The sequence below is a fragment of the Segatella copri genome, assembly GCF_026015465.1.
GTDB lineage: Bacteria > Bacteroidota > Bacteroidia > Bacteroidales > Bacteroidaceae > Prevotella > Prevotella copri_E.
On sequence record NZ_JAPDUQ010000001.1, the window covers coordinates 895,284 to 918,041 of the forward strand.

General features: G+C 45.7%; 16 protein-coding genes. 5 read left to right on the forward strand and 11 right to left on the reverse strand.

What is annotated here, in order from left to right:
• Positions 1-52: 52 nt before the first annotated feature.
• The 3 genes from ONT08_RS03740 to ONT08_RS03750 all read right to left on the reverse strand — a co-directional run bounded on the left by ONT08_RS03740 (position 53) and on the right by ONT08_RS03750 (position 6,756).
• Positions 53-2,020, reverse strand: a complete 1,968-nt coding sequence (locus ONT08_RS03740) for a RagB/SusD family nutrient uptake outer membrane protein (protein WP_264959283.1) — start codon at positions 2,018-2,020, stop codon at positions 53-55.
• Between the two features lie 13 nt (positions 2,021-2,033).
• Positions 2,034-5,168, reverse strand: coding sequence for a SusC/RagA family TonB-linked outer membrane protein (locus tag ONT08_RS03745; RefSeq protein WP_437183615.1), 3,135 nt, complete (start codon positions 5,166-5,168; stop codon positions 2,034-2,036).
• A 142-nt stretch (positions 5,169-5,310) separates the two neighbouring features.
• Positions 5,311-6,756, reverse strand: coding sequence for a glycoside hydrolase family 5 protein (locus ONT08_RS03750; protein ID WP_264959285.1), 1,446 nt, complete (start codon positions 6,754-6,756; stop codon positions 5,311-5,313).
• A gap of 479 nt (positions 6,757-7,235) precedes the next feature.
• Between ONT08_RS03750 and ONT08_RS03755 the strand changes: the two genes are divergently transcribed.
• Together ONT08_RS03755 and ONT08_RS03760 are read left to right on the forward strand one after the other, a co-directional pair.
• On the forward strand, positions 7,236-11,342 hold the full coding sequence (locus ONT08_RS03755) for a hybrid sensor histidine kinase/response regulator transcription factor (RefSeq protein ID WP_264959286.1): 4,107 nt from the start codon (positions 7,236-7,238) through the stop codon (positions 11,340-11,342).
• Between the two features lie 206 nt (positions 11,343-11,548).
• A complete protein-coding gene (locus ONT08_RS03760; RefSeq protein ID WP_264959287.1) occupies positions 11,549-13,219 on the forward strand; it encodes a glycoside hydrolase family 43 protein in 1,671 nt (556 codons plus the stop codon).
• Between the two features lie 88 nt (positions 13,220-13,307).
• On the opposite strand, the gene ONT08_RS03765 is transcribed toward ONT08_RS03760, so the two are convergent.
• A complete protein-coding gene (locus ONT08_RS03765) occupies positions 13,308-14,141 on the reverse strand; it encodes a bifunctional metallophosphatase/5'-nucleotidase (RefSeq protein ID WP_287579183.1) in 834 nt (277 codons plus the stop codon).
• A 71-nt stretch (positions 14,142-14,212) separates the two neighbouring features.
• Positions 14,213-14,989, reverse strand: a complete 777-nt coding sequence (locus tag ONT08_RS03770; RefSeq protein ID WP_264959289.1) for a 5'-nucleotidase C-terminal domain-containing protein — start codon at positions 14,987-14,989, stop codon at positions 14,213-14,215.
• A 268-nt stretch (positions 14,990-15,257) separates the two neighbouring features.
• On the opposite strand from ONT08_RS03770, the gene rplS reads away from it, so the two are divergent.
• Positions 15,258-15,623 carry a 50S ribosomal protein L19 gene (gene rplS / locus ONT08_RS03775; RefSeq protein WP_118086221.1) on the forward strand — a complete coding sequence of 122 codons (366 nt, stop codon included), beginning with the start codon at positions 15,258-15,260 and terminating at the stop codon, positions 15,621-15,623.
• Positions 15,624-15,761: 138 nt separating this feature from the next.
• On the opposite strand, the gene ONT08_RS03780 is transcribed toward rplS, so the two are convergent.
• Positions 15,762-15,986 (reverse strand): hypothetical protein, encoded by a 225-nt coding sequence (locus tag ONT08_RS03780; protein ID WP_022122172.1) that lies wholly within the window; start codon positions 15,984-15,986, stop codon positions 15,762-15,764.
• A gap of 212 nt (positions 15,987-16,198) precedes the next feature.
• On the opposite strand from ONT08_RS03780, the gene ONT08_RS03785 reads away from it, so the two are divergent.
• The gene (locus tag ONT08_RS03785) at positions 16,199-17,383 is read left to right on the forward strand and encodes a phosphoribosylaminoimidazolecarboxamide formyltransferase (RefSeq protein ID WP_118086222.1); all 1,185 of its coding nucleotides are present in this window, start codon (positions 16,199-16,201) and stop codon (positions 17,381-17,383) included.
• A 90-nt stretch (positions 17,384-17,473) separates the two neighbouring features.
• Entirely contained in the window at positions 17,474-17,674 is a 201-nt protein-coding gene (locus ONT08_RS03790; protein WP_006848784.1) for a hypothetical protein, read from the forward strand.
• A 540-nt stretch (positions 17,675-18,214) separates the two neighbouring features.
• Here the strand turns inward: ONT08_RS03790 and ONT08_RS03795 are convergent.
• The 5 genes from ONT08_RS03795 to ONT08_RS16475 form a co-directional block, all read right to left on the reverse strand.
• The gene (locus ONT08_RS03795) at positions 18,215-19,408 is read right to left on the reverse strand and encodes a peptidoglycan DD-metalloendopeptidase family protein (protein ID WP_264959290.1); all 1,194 of its coding nucleotides are present in this window, start codon (positions 19,406-19,408) and stop codon (positions 18,215-18,217) included.
• 158 nt (positions 19,409-19,566) lie between these two features.
• Positions 19,567-20,406, reverse strand: coding sequence for a peptidoglycan editing factor PgeF (gene pgeF, locus ONT08_RS03800; RefSeq protein WP_118201462.1), 840 nt, complete (start codon positions 20,404-20,406; stop codon positions 19,567-19,569).
• Positions 20,407-20,487: 81 nt separating this feature from the next.
• Positions 20,488-21,648, reverse strand: a complete 1,161-nt coding sequence (obgE, locus tag ONT08_RS03805; RefSeq protein ID WP_006848787.1) for a GTPase ObgE — start codon at positions 21,646-21,648, stop codon at positions 20,488-20,490.
• Between the two features lie 136 nt (positions 21,649-21,784).
• A complete protein-coding gene (locus ONT08_RS03810; protein ID WP_022122168.1) occupies positions 21,785-22,357 on the reverse strand; it encodes an adenylate kinase in 573 nt (190 codons plus the stop codon).
• A 200-nt stretch (positions 22,358-22,557) separates the two neighbouring features.
• Entirely contained in the window at positions 22,558-22,758 is a 201-nt protein-coding gene (locus ONT08_RS16475; protein WP_089543892.1) for a DUF6722 family protein, read from the reverse strand.

Here is a 22,758-nt window from a genome sequence, read left to right on the forward strand (position 1 = left end):
TAATATGATTATTTCTAAGTTTATGCTTTTTATATATCACATCTCCGGGTGATTACCATCCAGGATTCTGACCAAACTCAGGATACAGATAAACATCGCTTTCCTTGAGTGGCAAGAGATAGTGTTTCTCTGAGAAGTCGCGGGTCACGATGGTCTTCTCGCTCCATCCTGTCACCTCGGCATCACGTGGATCGTTCTTGGTATAATCGAAATTACCTACACGTTTGAATTCCTGTGAAGTCTTGATATTATAAGGATATTCTGTGAGAAGCAACCAGCGCTGCAGGTCGTTCCAGCGGAAGCCCTCAAAGGCAAGCTCTACGGCACGCTCGCGGCGAACTTCGTCCATAAACTTCTTCTGGTCGTTCATAAACTTATCTGCCACATGACCAGCTCCTACTCTATCGCGAAGCACATTGATTGCTTCAGCAGCGGTGAGGTTGAGCTTTGAGCTCTTGTAGTTGGCTCCCTGAACGGCAGCACCAGCCTCAGCATACATCAGATAGAGGTCGGCAAGACGCATGTAAGGAAGGTCGCACTGCAAGGCACCACCCCATTCGTACATGCCATCATACTTATTTGCCTGGTGAGGAACCAGCTTCTGAGTATAGTAACCAGTGCGGCATCCCTGACTTGAAGAATTTCGCAATTCACTACCAGAATACATTGGCATATACTGCAATGCTGCAACCTTTGGTTCCTTTACTGCATCAATGGTTGTATTGATATACTTAAAACCATCGAAGACGATGTCATGATAGAAACGTGGATCACGATCCTTGAATGGATGCTTTGGATCGAATCCGGAATCAGGATCATTCAAAGGCAGACCATTAGCCATACCATAATAGTTTACATAGTTGGCTGTCGGCTGGTGAATCACAGCATCGTGTTGTACGATATCTTCCATCTTAGGTCCCCAAAGTTTGGTGAAGTTCCAGTTTGATGAATTCTCGCCAATATATGGACCGCGCATGATTGCCTCTGTAGAACCTGGTTGTTTCCAATTCTTACCTGTAGTACGGAAGATATCAGAAAAGTTGTTTGTAGAACCAGACTTTGCTACATGATTATAAATATCAGAGTAGTCATAGGTACACAATGCATATGGAGTTTTGCCTGAATTTACCTGAGCAATAGCCTCTGCCAAAGCATCAGCAGCCTTTGTGGCAAGCTCTGTATTATACTTATAGGTATCGCCATTCTTGGAAGCCCCCATCTCTGCACCGATATTATTCAATGGAGAAGAAGCCCAAAGCAACACTTTACCTAAGTAGCCCAAAGCGCAAACTTTTGTAATACGAAGTTCATTCTTGCCCAAAGTTTTCTTACCTATAGTTGTCTTGTCCCAATCATTAGGAAGTAACTCTGCAGCAGCCTTAAAATCTTCGGCACATTTCAATGCGCACTCCTGATAAGAAAGACGAGGCAAAGTCAAAGCTGATGCACCATCCAATACGGTGTCTACGTATGGCATACCGCCAAAGAAAGCTATCAACTCCTCGTGCCACCATGCACGGAAGAACAACAACTGTCCCTTGATGAAGTTCTTCTCTTCCTGGGTACAGTCGGTCATCAGGTCAAGGTTAGCAAGACCCAAATTACACTTGCGGATGCAATACCAGGCATGCTCCAAAGAATGAGCAAATTTATTGGTTGAAGTCGGATCAAGGAACTCACCAGGATTTCCATAAGTTGGTCTGTGCAAGAAACTTTGATTATTGTCATACCAGTTACGGTAGTCGCCTAAATCAAAATGAGCAGTCACATGATCATCTCCCAAGCCAGTATTCATGATTTCATCTTCACCCCAGTTGAATGAGGTACAATACATATTCGACTCCTTACTTGGAATACAGTTGTAAATTTGCTCCACATATCCCTGGAAATTGGTGAAGTTCTTGAACGCTTGTTCTGCACTCACGTCTGTATCAGGGCTCTTATCTAAGTAATCTGTACAAGAAGCAAATCCGCAAGTGAGGCTCAGCGCACAAAATATTTTTACTAAATTATTTTTCATTTGTTATGCATGTTTAAAGATTAAACTTGACACCGAAGTTCACACGCTTCATTGTAGGGTAAGCTCCATAAGCTCCACCGTTACTAGAGAAGTTTGACTCTCGGTCGTCTGGCATTCGGGTCCAGAGCCAGAGGTTGTTACCACTTACGTAAACCTTGAGGTTGTTCAAACCGAGTTTCTTGATCCAACCGCCGTTCCAGGTATAGGCTATCTCTATGTTCTTCAAGCGAATGTAAGAACCATCGCAAAGATATTGAGTGCCATAGTAAGCCGCATTCGACATTGGCTTAGAGTTGAAACGTGGAGTGATGACATCGCAGTTGTTGTGATTGTCGCTCCACCAGGTTCCCTGGTCATAAACATTGGCAAGCATTGGGTCAACCAAACTAATCATGGTTACGTCACGGGTTACGTTGGTTACACCATAGAACTGAGCGAAACAGCTGAAGCCCTTGTACTCATAACCGATTGTTGCATTGTAGGAGTTCTGTGGAGTACCGGTATAACCGTAAGGAACTCTATCGTTCACATTATCCACCTTACCGTCGCCATTGAAATCTACGATGTAGTAGTCACCTGGAAGACGCTGGCCATCGTTGGAATCCATCTTCGGAGAACCATATATATCATCATAGTTCTGGAGAATACCCTTATCAAGGAAGGTGTAAGTCTGGTTGATAGCATGACCTGCAGCCTTGCGGTAAGATGGGAGCAACGCCGCATCATCCTTGATTTTTACCTCATTTACAGCATGGGTCATATTGAAATTTGCCCAGAGACGCATCTTGTTGGCAAAAACCTTGTTGAACTTCACTTCCAACTCATAACCGCTGGTAGTTACTTTACCCAAGTTGGCTGTAGGAGCAGTCTGACCGAAGTAAGAAGGAACGGAACGATCTGAACCACTAACCAGAATGTCTGAACGAGTATCATGGAAGAAATCCACAGCACCAGTAATCAAACCACCCAAAAATCCATAGTCAATACCGAAGTTTACCTTCTTCACTTTCTCCCAATGTACGTTAGGGTTACCTACTGCTGACTCACGATACCATGTATAAATAGACTCCTTATCACTGGAAGTCGTACCCAACTGAGTCTTGCCGCCATATGCCCACTGAGTCATATAGAGGAAGCGGTCTCCTACATTATCATCACCGATTTCACCATAAGATGCACGGAGTTTCATCATATCCACTATTTTATGCTCTCGCAAATATTTCATGAAAGGCTCCTCCGATATCATCCATCCTAGAGCTCCAGAGCTAAAGAAGGCAAAACGGTTATCTGGAGAGAACTTCTCTGAACCGTTGTAAGCACCATTATACTCGAAGAAGTAACGGGAATTCCAATCATAAGTGGTACGGAACACCCAGTCTTCACGATAAGAAGGAATCATGTAACCTGTTGCATATTCCTGGCGACCGAAAAGTCCCATGGCGCTTACGCTGTGCTTGCCAAAACTGCGAGCCCAGTTGAGCTGAGCCTGATAGTTCAGGTTGCGCTGTGTAAGTTTATTGTCAACCTCACCACCATTCACGGTCCACTGGTTTCCCATAGCATAATCGAACTTATCGTATGCTTCGTATGGCTTCTTGTAAGAAACGGCTCCTGTATGAGGATCTATCCACTTCAGCTGAGGATCATGGTTCATATCATTAATACCACGATTCTTCTCTACAAAAGTATTGTCCCACGAAATCATACCTCGTGCAGAAAGTCCCTTGGTAATGAAATCAAGTTTCTGTTCCAACACGAAATCAGTAGTGATGCGAGTAGTGGTAGAAGTCATGGTACCACCCAAAGAAACCTGCTGGGCAGAGTTGGTTACATTAGTAGATCCTGGCAAATATCCCCAAGAGCCATCGCTATACTTAGGCAAGAAAGCATCTGGAGAAATATTATATGCACCAGCCCATTGCTGGCTGACCTGCCAATCGCTATAACCATCAGAACTATTTACCCAAGGAGCCTTGCGCTGACCGTTGGAACCGGCAAGATTCATCTTGAACACGGTGGTCTTTGTGATGTTGAAGTCGAGATTAGAACGAACATTCACACGATTGTAGTCATAACCTGAACTATAGTTACGACCATTGCCGAAATCCTTATAAAGGTCACCCTCGCTCACGAAATCCACACCTGCAAAGTACTTCACAACCTTGGTACCACCCGATACATTCACATTGGCATTGTATGACATGGTGTAATCCTTGAAGAGTACATCCTGCCAATCTACGTTCGGATAACGCTCACGCTGCTCCAGTGTAGTCTGGTTGCGATAGTTCTCGATGAAACTCATCGGTTCCATCTTGTCGAAACTGCCTGGAGAAATGTTCAACTCATGTTCGATAGCCTTGTTGCGGGCAATAAGCGCATCGTAAGAATCATATTTATCAGGCAACTTTGAAGGAATCTTCATTACAGCATTGGCAGTAACGCTAATCTGAGCCTTGCCTTCAGAACCACGCTTGGTGGTAATCAGGATGACACCATTCGCACCCTTCACACCATAAACGGCGGTGGCAGAAGCATCCTTCAATACAGAGATGGTAGCCACAGACTGCATATCAACACTTGACATTGGTCGTTCAATACCATCCACCAAAACGAGAGGAGAAGAGTTGTTCCAAGAAGAAGCACCACGAATCTGAATCTGAGGTTCCTCTTCACCCGGCATACCACTGGATGCAGTGGTAACAACGCCAGGAAGGTTACCTGTCAGAGCTGCTCCGATATCACTGATACCCGCAGCACGCTCCAGCGTTTTTCCTGTGGTCTGGGTGATGGCACCCACGACAGAAGCCTTCTTCTGCTGACCATAACCAACGACTACAACTTCGCCGATGGCGTTGTCGTCTTCAAGAGTAAGTTTGAACTCTCTCTTCGTACCAATCTTTACTTCCTTGGTCTTCATACCTACGTATGTAAATACGAGGATAGAATTCTCAGAAGGAACACTGATGCTGAAATTACCATCTAAGTCGGTGACCGCACCGACGCTGGCATTACCTTTCACTTTTACAGTGGCACCTATCAGAGGCTCACCTGTACCGTCAACAAGATTACCCTTGACCTGGATATTCTGTGCCTGAGCATTCAGGCTGCAGAAAGCTCCCACCAAGCATAAGGCTGCTGTCCGTTTCATTGTTAACACTTGTTCAATCATGTTCTATTCATTTTTGATTTATGCTTTAAAAATTTAGGCGTGCACAAAAACTGTTTATTCACGGCGGCAAAGGTATGGATTTCTTTCGAAACATACTTTGCGTGGTGTAACAGAAAGTTTATCATTTCAGAAAAACCTTGCGAGAACGTATTTTTCCATTACTTAACAGTTGTTTTATTATATAAACACCTGCAGTTGGCTTTTCAACTTCTTTTCCTTCTATATTATAATATAAGGTGGAAACCACGTCTGCTTGAGTTTCTGTTTGTTTAATTCCTGTTGTATTTTGTTTCAAATACCATTCCTTGTACCATTTAAAGCAAGCTTCGCCGCAAGCCTCGTCTACTCCCTTGAACGCAGGCTCCACAACCTTGTCCTTGAGATAAGTGTCGATGTCGAAGTAGAGTCCTGAGCCTTGAAGCGTCATGCTGATATTGCCCAGTTTGTCGTGGATATACTTCCATCCTTCACCAAAACCTGATGTGGTAGCGGTGCCCCAAGTGCCATAGTTGCTCTCCACCCAGTTGCCCTGCTCGTCCTTGTGACCTGAGCCTGGCTTGTATGGGCTCCAGTCTATCTCGGTCACGATGATAGGATTGGTCTTCGCCACTGGCACAGCATCCAGGAATGCATTGTAGAATTTCTCCTTGTTGGTATTGTCATTGTTGCCCGAGCCTGAGCTATACCAGCCTGGATAGCAGTGAACGGCATAACCCAGATTGTTTTGCGAGTCTACTATCGGATGCTTTACATAGTCACGATAGTTTTGCTGCCAAGTGGTGCCCGGCACCCAGATGATGCCATTGAATCCATCGCGGCGAATCCTGGTCACGACAGGCTGGAAGAATTCCTTCATAGCTCCATTGTCAGAACTGCCATTCCACGTGATGGAGATTGGCTCGTTGGCTAGCTCAATGGAAATCTGTCCGGAATGTTCCTGGATATATGGATCGGAAGCAAACTCATGCCATATATTGAGAAGATAATACAGATAGCACTTCCTCTTGGTGGCGGAATTGTTATATTCCTCTACTGTGAGCTTTGGAGGGCAAACCCCAGGAGGGCGAACCACTACATAAAGTCCGTGTGCCAAAGCCTGCTTGATGAGCGGAATATAGAGTGACTGGAGATACTTCCTATAATAAGGTAAGTAAAACTTGGTGATATTTGCCTCGCCAGTAGTCTCGTGACCATTATTTTCATAATAGCTCATATAGCCAGAGTTCAGGCTCTCGGTACCCGCAACCCAGCAAGGATCCATGTGCAGACGGAACACATCACAGTAAGCGCCCTGTGAATGATCGGTGATGGCAGTAAAGATCTTCTCGAAATAATCGAGACAAGGCTTCACATCAGCATCCGTATAGTCAGCCTTCCACGCCTGCCATCTCCAATTGTTGAAGTAACGGTTTGGTGTATCCATCACACCATGCAAGACAACGGTCTTACCATTGGCATCCATCAGGTTCTTACCCTGCACACGGAGTGCCGGCAGATTATCTGCAGCCAGCCCCGCCATTGACAGCATAACCATAGCGAGTGATATTAACAATTTCTTTCTGTTCATTGTTACAATTATTTTTAGATTTATCATTTATTGTCAGTCACCTTATTATATTATGAAGAATTGCCAGGTTCTAGTTTACAGAAAAGGATGCTGGTCTTTTAAAATAGAATGGCGCGTAATCACTACGCACCAATCCCGAAACCAATTAATCATGATTCTATATAAAAACCATAATATCAAAATCTTTTAGAAATTCTAAACCTATTCTACAAACTATTATGTATAAACCTAACTAACCTAAATATACTAAATATATACAACTTAAAAACCGATGCAAAGATACTTCTAATCTATCATATATACTTTATAATAAGTAACCAATAGTTTTTCTCTCGTACCACATGTAACATTATCTTTACCCTACGTAACATTTTAACATCTTTTTTAATATATTCTCGTAAAAAACATACCTTATCATGCATTATTCTCCCATTAATTTTGTATTTTTGCAAACGAATATAAAAAAGCCAAAAAAGACAATGAAACCAAGAATCATGATGATTTCCATGAAATCAAATCTCAGAACAATGAGATACATCGGTCTTTTACTGATGTTTATCTTCTGTCTCACTGCGCAGAACATGATGGCGCAGCGAGGAAAACTTTTCAATTCAGACAACCAGCTTTCGAGCAACCTTGCCACTCAGGTGTTCCAGGATTCAAATGGTTTTATTTGGATTGCCACCCGTAACGGCTTGAATATCTATGATGGCTATAACTTTATGGTCATCAGAAAAGCCTACAACAACAGTAACGGGCTCAACAGCAACTATATCAACTGTATAACACAGGATGAAAAGGGGCGTATTGTGCTGGGAACAAACAAATCGCTACTTATACTTAATGGTAAAAGGTTCTGCAACGTACCTATGCTCGATTCAAGAAATAAGCCTATAAACACTTACGTTACCCAGGTAAGCCGTTTGCACAATGGCGATATTGCTGTCGTTACCTCCGGTTACGGCATCATGACCAAGAAAACAGATGCAAACGCCTGTTACACCATGAAAGGAGAAGTGGAGAACCTGAAATACATACATAAGATTCTGGAAGACAAACAAGAAAGGCTCTGGATTATCCTGGAAAACGGAAAGCTGTTACGGAAAGAAAAGAACGGCAAGCTTGTTTCACGCATCATGGGAACAGAGCAACTTAACACACAAGATATCAGGCAAGACGACAAGGGCAACATTTATCTTGCTACCAAGAATGAAGGTGTTTACCTTCTCAAGGCTGGTTCAACCGCCTTCACCAAGATAGCCGGCATTGGCAATCTTCCTATTGACAACATCTATATCAGCCGCGACCAGCGCTTGTTTATCGGTTGCGATGGTATGGGTATCTTCGTGTATAATCCTGTAACAGGATTCTTGCAAAATAATCCTCTGTTCTGCCATGAAGTAAATCTTGCCAAGAGCAAGATTACCAGCATTATAGAAGATTCTACGGGAAACATCTGGGTGAGTATGCTCCAGAAGGGCGTATTCATGCAGTCGCAGGCTCAATGCGATTTCAACTATATGGGCTACCGTTTGGACAGCCGCAACGTAATAGGCGAAAACAGCATCACAAGTCTGTGTGCCAATCAGGGCGATCAAGTCTGGGTGGGCACCGACAAGGATGGTCTTTACCTCTTTGACATAAAAACCGGTAGCATCAAGAGCCATTTATTAAACAACACCACGGTACTGGCACTCTGCAAAGACAAGAAAGGCAGAACATGGGCAGGAACCTATACTGACGGCATCGGATTGATAGATGCGGGGGGATCTTTCCATCCATTCAGCCTAGGCATTGGCAACCAGGCGGGCATCTTTGATATCAAGGAAGACCCGCAGGGCAATGTATGGTTTGCTACCATGGGCAAAGGACTTTTCCGCCTTTCTCCAGATGGAAGCATCAAGCATTGGAAAACACAAGATGATGCCGACAACAACCTGAAAAAAAACAGTATTCCTAATGATTACCTCATAAATCTTAGCATCTCAAAAGATGGTAAGCGGGTTTTCGTAGCCACTTCTGTGGGTCTGGCTTGCTATGACCAGCAAAAAAACAGCTGGACTTCCACTTTCGGTGGCGTCAACTGTCTGAGCAAGGGCAGTTTCTCTCATTGCGTTTATTCTGACAGCAAGAACCGCGTATGGTTTGGCACTGAAGACGGCGCAATCTGCTATGATCCGAAGAAGGGATATGCGCATCCGAAGATTTATAACACTGAACTTGGACTTTCTGACAACAGCGTAACCAGCATCATAGAAGATTACAAGGGCAGAATCTGGATAGGAACTACCTGTGGTTTAAACCAGATAGATACAGAAAAAGGTACCATCAACAAGTACTACTCAGACAATGGCTTGCAGAGCAATGAGTTCAGCGATGCAGCAGCCTGCACGCTCTGGGGAGGAAAGATGCTGGTGATGGGCGGAACCGGCGGTATCAACTGGTTTGATACGGACAAGGTGAAACAGCATCCTTGGCAGGCAAAAGTTACCATATCAGGACTTTTTTTGGGCAACGAACCTATATACCAGGATATGGAATCGGGCATCTATACTATCACCGACAAAAGTGCCTACAACAGCGACAAGTTCTCCTTATCTCATGAAGACAACACCTTCACCATCCACCTGTCTACTCTTACATATAATAATGTAGAGCAGATCAGTTACGCCTACAGCATCAATGGTGAGGATTGGCGAACCATACAGTCTGGCATGAACGAGCTGTCATTCTCACACATGCCAGCAGGTACCTATAAGTTCCGTGTCAAGGCTATCTGCAACGGATACGAAACACCTGTCAAGGAGTTCTCCATCATCGTTCACCCAGCCTGGTACGCCAGCATCTGGGCAAGAATCTGCTATCTGCTTGCCTTCCTGGGGCTCTGTCTGCTCTATGTCAAGCACCGCAAACGCAAGATGGAAGACCAGCTCATATTGCAGCAGCATATCCATGCGGAAGAGATGGGCGAAGCAAAACTGAAGTTCTTCATGAACATCAGCCACGAAATCCGTACCCCATTGACCCTTATCCTCACTCCGCTGTTCACGCTGATTAAGGAAGACAAAGACGCTCACCGTCAGGGCATCTACGATATGATGCGCAAGAACTCGGAACGAATCCTGCACCTGATTAACCAGATGATGGACCTGAGAAAGATTGACAAGGGACAGATGGTGATGCACATGAGCGAAACCGATATGGTTGCCTTTATTGGCGATGAATACAAACTCTTCTGCCAGCAGGCGATAGCCAAGAGCATCCACTTCACCTTTGAGCACGAAGATGAAACTCTCCCGGTATGGATAGACCGCGACAACTTTGACAAGGTATTGATGAATGTCCTGTCAAACGCCTTCAAGTTTACTCCTGCAGGCGGCAGAATCCGTATCACCCTCTCCCACTCGCCTCATCATGTCCGCATCGCCATCAAGGACAGCGGCAAGGGCATTCAGGAGGAAAAGCTCGAAACGATTTTCCAGCGCTTCTATCAGAGTACCACCGCTTCCAATGACCGGAATGTAGGTACGGGAATCGGTCTCGACCTGACCCGCTCGCTCGTGGAACTGCACTACGGAACCATTACAGCCGCCAACAACAAGACACTTGATGAAGCCGACTGGAAGGAAGGAAGCCAGTTCCTCATCACGCTGCCTCTGGGCAACGAGCATCTGAAACCGGAAGAAATGATAGATGCACCGGAGCCACAGACTGCTGAAGACATCAAGGAACTGGAAGAAAACATGGAGGAAGGAAACGAAGAGAATGCTGCCGATACAGCCAATGACGCCGAAGAAGATTTCAAGAGCAAGGTAAAGAGCACCATCGCTGTGGTAGAAGACGATGAGGCAATACGTAATTTCCTGAAGACCCAACTACAGGAAACCTACAATATCCTTACCTTCTGCAACGGAAAGGAGGCGCTGCCGGAGATTATCAAGCAGAAGCCAAGCCTCGTTATCTCAGACATCATGATGCCAGAAATGGACGGCAATACGCTCTGTACCAAGATCAAGAACAATGTGAACACCAACCACATTCCAGTGATTCTGCTTACAGCGATGAGCAGAGAGGAAGACCAGCTGACCGGTTTGCAGTCGGGTGCCGATGCCTATGTGGTGAAGCCGTTCAATATGGACATTCTGCGCCGCACCATCATCAACCTGCTCAACGTGCGCCGTACTTTGAAAAACAAGTTTATGGGCAACGAGAGACAGAGCGACAGGCAGCTCGCGATAGAAAAAGACCTGTCGCCAAAAGACCAGCTGATGGAACAGGTGATGAAGGTAATCAATGATAACATGGGCAATGAGGACCTGAGTGTGGATATGATTGCCCGCGAAGTAGGACTGAGCCGTGTGCATCTGCACCGCCGAATGAAGGAACTGACCAACCAGACGCCACATGCCTTCATCCGCAATACCCGTCTGCAATATGCCGAAAAGTTGCTGAGTCACTCTAATAAGACGATAACAGACATCATGTATGCCTGTGGTTTCTCCAACCCAGCCAGCTTCAGCACCATGTTCAAGAACTTTTATGGCTCTTCGCCTCGCGATTATATGCAGGCACACCGGAAAATCTAGCCTTTTCACTGCTAAAAGGCCAGATGTTTCCCAAAATAAAGTATTTGTTACAAATAGAGATGTTTATGATACGCCTCGCAAAGTGTTGGTAACATTCTGTGGGGGTATATTTAAAAGGAAAGCGGTAACTTTGCAGCAGAATTCTGAATACATGTTTCAGCCATGAGTTCAGATACTCATTCTGTAATTTTAAACCCAATAATAAAATGAAGAAAATTGCAATCTTATCGCTTTCCCTGACGCTTGCAGCCGCTGCACAGGCGCAGACAGCTGAGTTTGACTATTTCAAGTATGCGGGCAATGACGCTCGCTTCAATGTTGAAATCGACAAGACTCACCAGTATTACAACCCAGTACTGGCTGGTTTCTATCCAGACCCATCACTCTGTCGCGTAGGCGACACCTACTATCTGGTAAACTCTTCGTTTACCTTCTTCCCAGGTGTACCTCTCTCAACCAGTAAAGACCTGGTCAACTGGCAGCCTGCCGGTCATGTGCTCACCCGCCAATCACAGGTTCCATTGAAGGGCCAGCACGTATCAGGCGGTATCTTCGCACCAGCTATCAGCTATAACAAGAAGAACAAGACTTTTTATATGATTACCACCAATGTGGGAGCCGGCAACTTCTTTGTAAAATCAAAAGATCCTTCCAAAGGCTGGAGCGAGCCTATCTATCTGAAGAAGATTGACGGCATCGACCCTAGCTTCTTCTTCGATGACAACGGCAAGGGATATATCGTGCACAACGGTCCGGTAGTTGGCGGTGCCGATTACGAGGGTCAGCGCTCTATCCGCTGTTTCGAATTCGATGTGAAGGGCGACAGTATCAAGGGTGACTTCAAGGAGATTCTGCGTGGCGGAACCCATGTAGAGGCGCGTCCTATCTGGATTGAGGGTCCTCACCTCTTCAAGAAGGGCAAGTTCTATTATCTGATGTGCGCCGAAGGTGGTACAGGCGGATGGCACAGCGAGGTTATCCTGCGTGCCAAGAATCCGATGGGACCATGGGAGGAATGCCCTAACAACCCTATTCTTACCCAGCGTACCGGTCTCGACCCTAACCGCAAGGACCCAGTATCAAGTGCTGGTCATGCCGACATCGTAGAAGATGGCAAGGGTAACTGGTGGGCTGTATTCCTGGCTTGCCGTCCTTATGAAGAGGATATGTACAACACAGGTCGCGATACTTATCTCCTGCCGGTAACCTGGAAGAATGGATGGCCAGAGATTCTTGCCAAGAATACACCTATCTCTAGCGTTGGAGAGAAGGCTGGCTTGAAACCTGCAGAAAAGAATGAGTTCTCAGGCAACTTCTCTTATGTGGATAACTTCGATGCAGATAACAATAAGGTAGGTCTGAAAGAGTTGAATCCACGCTGGATGTTCCTCCGTGACTTCGTTGACTGTTACAAGGTAGAAAACGGCAAACTGAAGTTCAATCTCCTGCCAGGCAATATCTACAAGCGTGAGCCGATGTCTGCCATCTGGGCACATCAGCAGCACGGAACATTCACAGCAGAGACTGAAATCAACTTTACTCCTCGCAACGACAAGGATATCGCAGGCTTGGCACTTCTCCAGAAGGAAGACCACAACTTCGTATTGGGTAAGACCATGAAGAATGGCAAGCTGATGATTACCCTGACCCGTGCCGAGAAGAACAACGTTACTATCGCCTCTGCTCCTATCAAGGGAGGTAAGCTGAAGCTGAAGGTAGAAGGTCATGACAGATATTATGATTTCTATTATGCCGAAGAAGGCGGCAACTGGCAGCTTCTTGCCAAGGGTGTAGATGCATCTAACCTGAGCACCCAGAAGAGCGGCGGCTTCCTCGGTGCCTGCATCGGTCTCTATGCTTCTTCCAACAAGGAATAAGGATTTGAGAAAAGATTAACGTTTTAGGAATAGATAATTAAAGAAAAGGTTGATACCTCGCGTTTTGCCTGGTATCAACCTTCTTCTTTTATTTATTCTTCACAATATCCAATGTCATTTTTCCTACCCAGATGGCGCTCTTGCCGTTCTGGTCGACTGGCACCGGTTTGCCATCGAGATTATTCAGATACTCCAACTGCTTGAAGTAGGTATGGCTATGACCGCCCAGTATCAGGTCGATGTCACGGGTGGCTGGGGCTACCTCGGAATCGTCGATGCCATCAATCTTCCAGCCCAGGTGGGAGATACAGATGATGACATCACACTTCTCTTTCTTCTTCAATATCTCTGTCATTTCCTTTGCCTTGGCGATAGGATCGAGATACTTGATGCAGCCATAGTTGGCTTCGATTACCAAGCCGGCAAGTTCCGGACACAAGCCGAAAACGCCAATCTTCAGTCCCTTGCGCTTGATAATGGTATAAGGCTTTACGACATTTGCCAGTTCGGTACCGGTGAAATCATAGTTGGAGCAGACGATAGGAAACTTCGCCATCTTGAAGATGCGCACCATGTTGTCTATTCCGAAATCGAACTCATGGTTGCCGATAGTAGCAGCATCATATTTCATCTCGTTCATCAGTCCTACTTCCACATCTCCCTTGAAGAGAGAGTAATAAGGTGAACCCTGTGAGAAATCGCCACTGTCAAAGAGCAGCAAGTCGGGATTCGCCTTACGCTCCTGACTGATCATCGCCACCCTACGCAGGAAACCGCCACGATTGGCTGTTGCCGTATCTGCGAGATTCGGATTGATGGGCATTACGCATGAATGCGTATCGTTGGTATGGAGCACTACGAGCTGCTTTACCACCTTTGCCTCTTTCTTAGCTTTAGCCTGAACGGCTGCCGGCTGCATCATGAAGGCTGCCAGAGCCAGACCTATATATAATAATGTATGTTTCATCAGAATTATCAACTATAAACTATTAACTATTCTACCACGCAGCGGCCTTCAATCTTAGATTCCACCACCTTGCCCTGTGCCTGCATCTCACGGAAATAATTCATGATGATGTAGCGCACATTGTTCTCTTTCTGCTTAGGAGCAAAGACATCGGTTCCGCTCTTGAAGGCTACGAGCTGGTCATTACCTTCGGCAAGATAATCGAGGGTTGCAACGCGGTAACTCTTTTCCGGATCAACAGGTTCACCGTTCAGCGTAACGCTCTTCAGCTTGCCCTCCTTGGTGATAACCATTCTTACGGCATGGCTCAAGCCTTCGCCGCCACGATGAGCTATCTGCTGGAAAAGCTCCAGAACCTTATCGCCCTTCAGGGTCAGGAAACAGATCTTGTTCTCGAAAGGAGCCATATCGTTCACATCGCCTACAGTAACCTTGCCCTTGGCAAGATTGGAACGGATGCCACCCATATTGTAAACAGCGAAAACAGGCTGTTCTTCAAACTGCTTGCCACCCCATACCAGGATGTCACAGAGCAAGTTACTGAGTTCGCTCTCCGGACGGTGGCGGGGCATATCATGAGCAATATGACCTACAACAGGCCCCATGATACTGTCTACCTTACTCTTATAAGGAGCGATAAACCTGGCAGCCTCAGCATCAGGCTGTGCATCCCATTTCTGATCAACCAATATTCGGGTTCTCTCCACCTTCGCCACCTTGTATTTCTGGGCGAAAGCCGGACTTGCCATCAGCAGCATGACTGCCGAAGCAAGGTAAATCTTGATACTATTTTTTTTCTTCATACTTAATACAGTAAATACTTGTAGACCGCAAAGATACAAAATAAATCGGCGAATTCGGCAAAATCGGCAAGAAAATTCCATTGCAGAAGTAAAGAAATCAAAAAAACAAAGGGAAAAAGTGAAGAAAGTGACTGAAAATTTGCGAGATACAAGAAAAAGTAGTAACTTTGCACCCGCTTTTCGGCGTAACCGCTGTTGTCTGGGCAGAAGTGTTGTCCAAGTCCATGTTGCGTTGGAACGACAAACAATTTTTAATTTTATACAAAAAATGGATTTGATTAAAGTTGCTGAAGAAGCATTTGCAACCGGCAAGAAGTTCCCTGAGTTTAAGGCAGGTGATACTATCACAGTCGCTTACAAAATCGTCGAGGGTACTAAGGAGCGTATCCAGCTCTATCGTGGTGTTGTTATCAAGATCTCTGGTCATGGTGACAAGAAGCGTTTTACAGTTCGCAAGATGTCTGGTACTGTAGGTGTTGAGCGTATCTTCCCTATCGAGTCACCAGCTATCGATTCTATCGAGGTGAACAAGCATGGTAAGGTTCGTCGCGCTAAGTTGTATTACTTGCGTAAGCTTACTGGTAAGAAGGCTCGTATCGCTGAGAAGAAGACTGTAACTAAGGGTGCAGAATAATTTTTCTTAGGAGACCTAATCAGAAAAAAATAAAGGGAATCTTGTCTCACGACAGGGTTCCCTTTTTATATCTACAATTTTAACAAAAAACGTCAAACCAATCATGGTTGACAGCTAAACCAACCATGTTCTATTCTTTTATTTTTCGCCCGCATCATAATTCACGAGCCCATCCTCCGTGCCGTGCAAAGCACCTTGGAAATCATCCCAACTCTGGAATCCGGCGAGCAGCGCCAACTTGTCCAAAGTCTGGCGGGAAGGCTTCTCCTTCCCTTTCAATACATCCCACATTTTGTGGAAAACATGTGCCTTGCCAACCTTCTTTTCTATGTGTTCAGCAAGGACTTTCAAATCCTGTTTCATAACAATCCTCTCATATTTACTAACTGGGAGCAAAAGTACAGAAAAAGAATGAAACAGAGTTCATTTTTCCCGACTTTTTTATGTTTTGGGATAAAAAAAATGCTTTATATCATAAAAATGCTGTTTTTTAGGGCTTTTTACGAAACAGAAGTCCAATATCTCAATCATTTTTTGTAACTTTGCGCCAAATTCCAAAATACATTTCTTAGAAGATGAAAGAATTAGCACTTAAGTACGGATGTAATCCAAATCAGAAACCTTCTCGCATCTATATGGATGACGGAAGGGAACTTCCTATCGAAGTGATCAACGGCCGTCCTGGCTACATCAACTTCCTGGATGCCTTCAATTCCTGGCAATTGGTCAAGGAACTCAAGGCTGCTACAGGAATGCCTGCTGCCGCTAGTTTCAAACACGTTTCTCCTGCCGGTGCAGCTATCGGCTTGCCTCTGAGCGACACATTGAAGAAGATTTACTTCGTTGATGATGTCAACTTTGAGCTTTCTCCATTGGCTTGTGCCTATGCTCGTGCCCGTGGTGCTGACCGCATGTGCTCTTATGGCGACTTTGTTGCGCTGAGCGATGTATGCGACGAGGCTACAGCCCTCCTCATCAAACGTGAGGTAAGCGATGGTGTCATTGCTCCAGGCTATACCCCTGAAGCTATCGAGGTTCTGAAGGAGAAGCGCAAGGGTACCTACTGCGTTATCAAGATTGATCCTGACTATGTGCCAGCTCCTATCGAGCGCAAGCAGGTGTTCGGTGTTACCTTCGAACAGGGACGCAACGAGGTGAAGCTTGATGATCCTGCTCTCTTCGAGGATGTTCCTACCAAGAACAAGACTTTCACTCCTGAGGCTAAGCGCGATCTGATTATCTCGCTCATCACTTTGAAGTATACTCAGAGTAACTCTGTATGCTACGTAAAGGATGGTCAGGCTATCGGTATCGGTGCCGGTCAGCAAAGCCGTATCCACTGTACCCGTCTGGCTGGTTCTAAGGCTGACGAGTGGTGGTTGCGCCAGTGTCCTAAGGTGATGAACCTGCCTTTCAAGGAGAAGATCCGTCGTGCCGACCGCGACAATACCATCAATGTCTATATCTCTGATGAGTGGGAAGATGTATTGCAGGACGGCGTTTGGGAGCAGTTCTTTACAGAGAAGCCTGAGCCATTGACCCGCGAGGAGAAGAAGGCTTGGATTGCACAGAACAAGGGTGTATCTGTAGGTAGTGATGCTTTCTTCCCATTCGGCGACAATATTGAGCGTGCTCATAAGAGTGGTGTTGAATACATAGCAGAAGCAGGCGGTAGTATCCGTGACGATCATGTTATTGATACCTGCGACAAGTACGGCATCGCTATGGCGTTTACTCACGTTCGCCTCTTCCATCACTAATTTAAGTGAAGAGTGAAGAACGAAGAGTGAAGAATTCAACGGCTTTACTTATCATAAAGTTCAAAGTTCAAAATTCAAAGTTCAAAGTATATGAGTGACATTGACGATATTATCATGGGCGGTATGGTCTTCAAAGGCGGTGGTGGTCCTAAGAAGGATGACGACGACAAGGTGAAGACCAAAGCCAAGAAGAAAAAGTACATAACGGGTGCTCACGGTAGTGGCTCTGCCCGTCAGAAGGCAAAGTATCGCCAGCAGAGAGCCAATCGTAAATCCCAGAAGAAGAAATAATACTTCTCTATCATAAATACATGTTTCGCCCGTGTGCTGTATGATAACAGCGCACGGGCGAACTGTTTTCTGATAGCGGGAGCCATGAATAGAGTACTGGCAAGCGAAAGACAGCATACTGGTATAAGTAAGACAGCCCACTAGCAAGCGTATTGCCAGTGGGCTGTTCTTCTTAAACAGTCATCAAATTCCAAAGGAAAAGCGGTAGAAGTAACGGACATCGAAAAACTCTTCACTCTTCACCTTTTCTTCGGGAACCCCTGTGTTTATCGGGGTTTCGAGGGGTGAAGAGTTACTTCTTACTCTTCACCCACTCTTCACCACTCTTCACCCGGACAGCCTCAAGAGAGTTTGCGTTTCTTGCACTGGTCCTTTTAGCGGATTACAAATCCGCCGAAACAGAAACAGATTGGAGCCGAAACGGCTAGGGTGAAGAGTGGTGAAGAGTGGGTGAAGAGTGTTCAAACACTCTTCACCCCTCGAAATGCCGATAAACACTAGGGTTTCCGGCCGAAAGGTGAAGAGTGAAGAGTAAAACGGCTATCGGTTCTTTACACTCTTAACGCCCCTGCCCTTCGTTAGATGAAGGGTTACAGGCTTCAATTGATGCTTGCCGTGGTCATAAATGATGGCTGGGTCCAGTCGTCTACCGCCAAAGCTAACCTCGAAATGGAGGTGCTCTGTGGTAGCCCTACCGGTGCGACCCGTCAAACCGATTACCTGACCAGCCTTTACCTTATCCCCCTTCTTCACCTTGTTTTTGCTCTGATGACTGTAGAGCGTCTCGAAACCATAAGCATGCCTGATACGGATGCAGTTGCCGTAACCATAGAAGGGTCCTGATGCAACGACCGTACCGTCAAATGCTGCCACAATCTCATCATTCGGGCGCGTCTTGAGATCCACACCCGAATGGCGGCGCTTGCCACCATAAGGACTGATTACCTTGGCACCCGGCAAAGGATAAGCCCAGGCTGTCTTTTCTATCTTTTCCAAATCAAGTTCGAAAGTATTGGTAATGGTAAACGGATCATGAACCTCATCAGGGTCGAGCGTCATTCCATCTCCTATTCCACCCTTTTTCTTGCCAGATGCCTCCTTGCCAGCCTCAGCATTTCTTCCTACAGAAGAATCCTTGCCGCCGATAACCGAAACGATGACACGGGCACCCTGCTTGCGGAACTGCACCGTCTGGCGGCGCAACTTATGCGATTTCAGTTCTACGAAAGTTTCCGGATTCAACCTACCGCCATTCACCATAATAGAGAAGTCACAATAAGTTTCACCCTCCTTAGAGCCTACAATGGCAATCGTCTGTCCGGCATCCACATGCTGTCCCACCTTAACCAGGTTCTCAGCATTGTTGGCATAAACGGTTTCCAGACCGCAATCGTGGCGCACCACGATGACATTACCCAACGATTCCGACTTTCTGGAAAGTCGCACATAACCTTCGAGCATCGCCTTGACAGCATCGCCTTTAGAGGTAGAGATACGCAACACATTATTGTTCAGAAGGGTTGCTTTGCCCACAGGAAGCGGGAAGGAATATTCCTTAGCACGGAATATCTCAAAGTCTACATTAAATGCCTGACTCTGGGCAAAGAGACCGGGTGTTGCAATACTCACCTGCTGCTGTTCGGCTGCCGTGAATACATTTTTAGCGGGCATAAAGCTGCTCAGCGAGAACACCATGAGTCCTGCCACAGCCAATAGCCGCAATCCTTTTTTCATTCTTTTCATTATTTACTTTTTCTTTCTGATTTTCAAAATATTCTATAAACTATAAACTATTAACTGAAAAACATCCATTTCTCCCTCTCCGTTCTTACAGAAAAGGAAAAATGGATGTTATCTTGAAAACTATCTGATACTTACCTGCTACCAGGCTTTTACTTCAACAAGATGCCTGTATAGATTCTGCCACTCTCGATACCCAGCTTTCTGGCAGAGAAGTACTCATCGCTGTGGGCAAAGGTACAGATGCCACAATCCTGGATATTCTCTTCGGCCACTCCACAATGCAGAAGAATCTGTTTGTTGCAGAGCGGAAGATTGAGATGCCATTTCAGCGGCTGCACGATATTACCCTCAGCAGCCAGGCGCTCACGCTCAACAGGATCAACCGAGAAGGCGGCATTAGGACGCTGCTCGGCAATCTCTTCCATAGGGAAAGCTGCCTGCTCGAATGCCTCGTAAACTTCATCGCCCACCTCGAAATGGTCGAGCGAAATGCCCGGACCTATCACCGCCTTCAACTTCTTCGGGTCGGTAAGATAGGTAAACGCCATCTCCTGAATGGTTTTATGCACGATGCGAGCCAGCGTACCACGCCAGCCGGCATGGATGGCAGCCACAGCATGATGCTCCTCATCATAAAGAAGCACAGGGATACAATCGGCAGTAGAAACACCGATACATACACCTTTCTGGTCAGTCATCACGGCATCTACACCTTCGAGCACCATCTTGCGGATATTCTCAGGCATGGTGAGAAACTCGCCGGCAATATTGCGCACCTCTACTCCATGCACCTGATGGGGCATGATGATATGGTCGGTAGTGACACCGAGCTCAGCAGCCAGACGCTTGCGGTTCTCTGCAACATGCTCGGCAAAATCGCCGCAATATTCGTTGATATTAAATTCACCATAGTTGCCCTGGCTTACTCCTCCCTTGCGGGTAGTAGAGAAAGCCATGACACCAGCGGCTATATTATATTCCTTTATCATTTAATGTTAAGTGTTAAATTAAGCTTACGCTCACGAAACAAATGAATTTTTCACTCTTCGTTCTTCACTCTTCACTTAAATCTACTCATATTCGAAATCATCGAGGTCGTCAACATCCTCGATTTCATCCTCATCAATATATTCTACTACATCCTCGCCCTCTGCAGCCAGTTCCTGCTGGAAGCGAGACATATCCTTGTCACGGTGAACAAGCGTATCTTCGGCAGTAATCTCCTGAAGCTTGTTGCTCTCAGAATTGAGTTCCTTCCAGAGCACGTCCTTCAGTTCCTGAATCCCCTGTCCGGTAACAGAGGAGATGAAGACCACCGGAAGATCGGTAGGCAAAGTTTCCTTGAGCATTTCAATCAGTTCTTCGTCGAGCAGATCACACTTGGTGATAGCCAGCACGCGATGCTTGTCGAGCATCTCAGGATTAAAGTTCTTCAGTTCACCCAGCAATACTTCATATTCTTTCTTGATGTCGTCAGTATCGCCAGGAACCATGAAGAGCAGCAGAGAGTTGCGCTCAATATGGCGGAGGAATCGCAAGCCCAAACCTTTTCCTTCGCTCGCGCCCTCGATGATGCCAGGAATATCAGCCATGACAAAACTCTGGTGATCGCGATAATCTACGATACCCAGCGATGGTTCGAGCGTAGTAAACGGATAGTTTGCAATCTTAGGACGGGCACTTGATACGGCACTCAGCAAAGTTGACTTACCGGCATTAGGGAAACCTACCAGACCTACATCGGCAAGGAGCTTGAGCTCCATGATGATGGTCATCTCCTGCATAGGTTCGCCCGGCTGTGCATAGCGAGGAGCCTGGTTGGTAGAAGTGCGGAACTGGAAGTTGCCCAATCCGCCACGACCGCCCTTGAGGAGCAGAACTTCCTGCCCGTCATAAGCCACATCGCATACAAACTTGCCTGTTTCGGCATTATATACCACGGTACCACAAGGCACATCGATATAAATATCCTTGCCATCGGTTCCATGACACTTATCACGGCCACCATTTCCACCATGCTCGGCAAAGAAGTGGCGCTGATACTTGAGGTGCAGCAACGTCCAGTAGTTATGGTTGCCGCGGAGATAGATGCTTCCTCCACGTCCGCCGTCGCCACCGTCAGGACCGCCGTTAGGCTGGTACTTTACGTGGCGCAGGTGCATGGAGCCCTTGCCACCCTTACCAGAGCGGCATTGTATCTTTACGTAGTCTACGAAATTGGATTCAGCCATTTTTATATTGTAATGTTAAATGTTAAATGTTAAGTGTTAAATTATCCCGAAAGGAATATTCCGTGTCAACATCAGGCTAGGTTTTCCCCGAAAGGCGTACGCCCAACTTAACATTTAACACTTAACATTATATCAATTAGAGATTGTCGATTACATTGCAAACACGTGCGAAGATCTCATCTACAGTACCGAGACCCTCAATGTGGTGATGAATGCCTTCCTTCTCATACCAGTCGATGAGCGGAGCAGTCTGTGTATGATAAACATTAAGACGCTTCTTGATAGTCTCCTCGTTATCATCAGAACGGCCGCTTTCCTTACCGCGGTTAATCAGGCGAGCCATCAGCTCATCCTCAGGAACAGCCAACTCAATCATCGCAGCAATCTTATGACCACGCTCAGAAAGCATCTTCTTCAGAGCCTCAGCCTGTGGAGTGGTACGTGGGAAACCGTCGAAGATTACACCAGCGTGATCCTTACCGAAGCTATCGTATACACTTGCGAGGATGTCAATCATCAACTCGTCTGGAATCAACTGACCATTGTCGATATAACCCTTAGCTGTCTTACCAAGTTCTGTACCGTTCTTGATTTCGTTACGAAGTACATCACCTGTAGAAATGTGACCGAGACCATACTTCTCGATCATCTTGTCGCTCTGTGTGCCTTTACCTGCACCTGGAGCGCCGAAAATTACGATATTTTTCATTTTTACCTTAATATATATATAAAATATTTATGTTGTGTCAGAAACCTAGTTTATACTGTTAAACCATTGCTTTCCTTTGGGAGTCATAACAAATAACAAGAATACTATAGCAGGGATTCCTACCATAGCCAAAATAATGTATGTACCCAAAAAAGGAATATCTAAAAGGCAATTAAATGCCATCAAACTTAAATTTTCCATTATTTTTTCTTTTTATCGTTATCTTTTTTATTCTTCCTAATATAAATACCTGCTATAAACAATATAATTGCTATTAATCCGCTGATAACATACAACATCCAACGAACATCATTGAGATCCTGCATCATCGAAGTAACAAATACAGCAGTCAAGAAGTACTTGGAGACATCCAAGCAATAATCACTAATTTTCTCCCACAT

Coding starts and splice junctions, on each gene's coding strand:
- ONT08_RS03745 (WP_437183615.1), bottom strand. CDS start 5,168: ATGAAACGGACAGCAGCCTTATGCTTGGTGGGAGCTTTCTGCAGCCTG.
- pgeF (WP_118201462.1), bottom strand. CDS start 20,406: ATGATAAAGGAATATAATATAGCCGCTGGTGTCATGGCTTTCTCTACT.
- ONT08_RS03740 (WP_264959283.1), bottom strand. CDS start 2,020: ATGAAAAATAATTTAGTAAAAATATTTTGTGCGCTGAGCCTCACTTGC.
- ONT08_RS03795 (WP_264959290.1), bottom strand. CDS start 19,408: ATGAAAAAAGGATTGCGGCTATTGGCTGTGGCAGGACTCATGGTGTTC.
- ONT08_RS03810 (WP_022122168.1), bottom strand. CDS start 22,357: ATGAAAAATATCGTAATTTTCGGCGCTCCAGGTGCAGGTAAAGGCACA.
- ONT08_RS03785 (WP_118086222.1), top strand. CDS start 16,199: ATGAAAGAATTAGCACTTAAGTACGGATGTAATCCAAATCAGAAACCT.
- rplS (WP_118086221.1), top strand. CDS start 15,258: ATGGATTTGATTAAAGTTGCTGAAGAAGCATTTGCAACCGGCAAGAAG.
- ONT08_RS03765 (WP_287579183.1), bottom strand. CDS start 14,141: ATGATGCAGCCGGCAGCCGTTCAGGCTAAAGCTAAGAAAGAGGCAAAG.
- obgE (WP_006848787.1), bottom strand. CDS start 21,648: ATGGCTGAATCCAATTTCGTAGACTACGTAAAGATACAATGCCGCTCT.
- ONT08_RS03760 (WP_264959287.1), top strand. CDS start 11,549: ATGAAGAAAATTGCAATCTTATCGCTTTCCCTGACGCTTGCAGCCGCT.
- ONT08_RS16475 (WP_089543892.1), bottom strand. CDS start 22,758: ATGTGGGAGAAAATTAGTGATTATTGCTTGGATGTCTCCAAGTACTTC.
- ONT08_RS03750 (WP_264959285.1), bottom strand. CDS start 6,756: ATGAACAGAAAGAAATTGTTAATATCACTCGCTATGGTTATGCTGTCA.
- ONT08_RS03790 (WP_006848784.1), top strand. CDS start 17,474: ATGAGTGACATTGACGATATTATCATGGGCGGTATGGTCTTCAAAGGC.
- ONT08_RS03755 (WP_264959286.1), top strand. CDS start 7,236: ATGAAACCAAGAATCATGATGATTTCCATGAAATCAAATCTCAGAACA.
- ONT08_RS03780 (WP_022122172.1), bottom strand. CDS start 15,986: ATGAAACAGGATTTGAAAGTCCTTGCTGAACACATAGAAAAGAAGGTT.
- ONT08_RS03770 (WP_264959289.1), bottom strand. CDS start 14,989: ATGAAGAAAAAAAATAGTATCAAGATTTACCTTGCTTCGGCAGTCATG.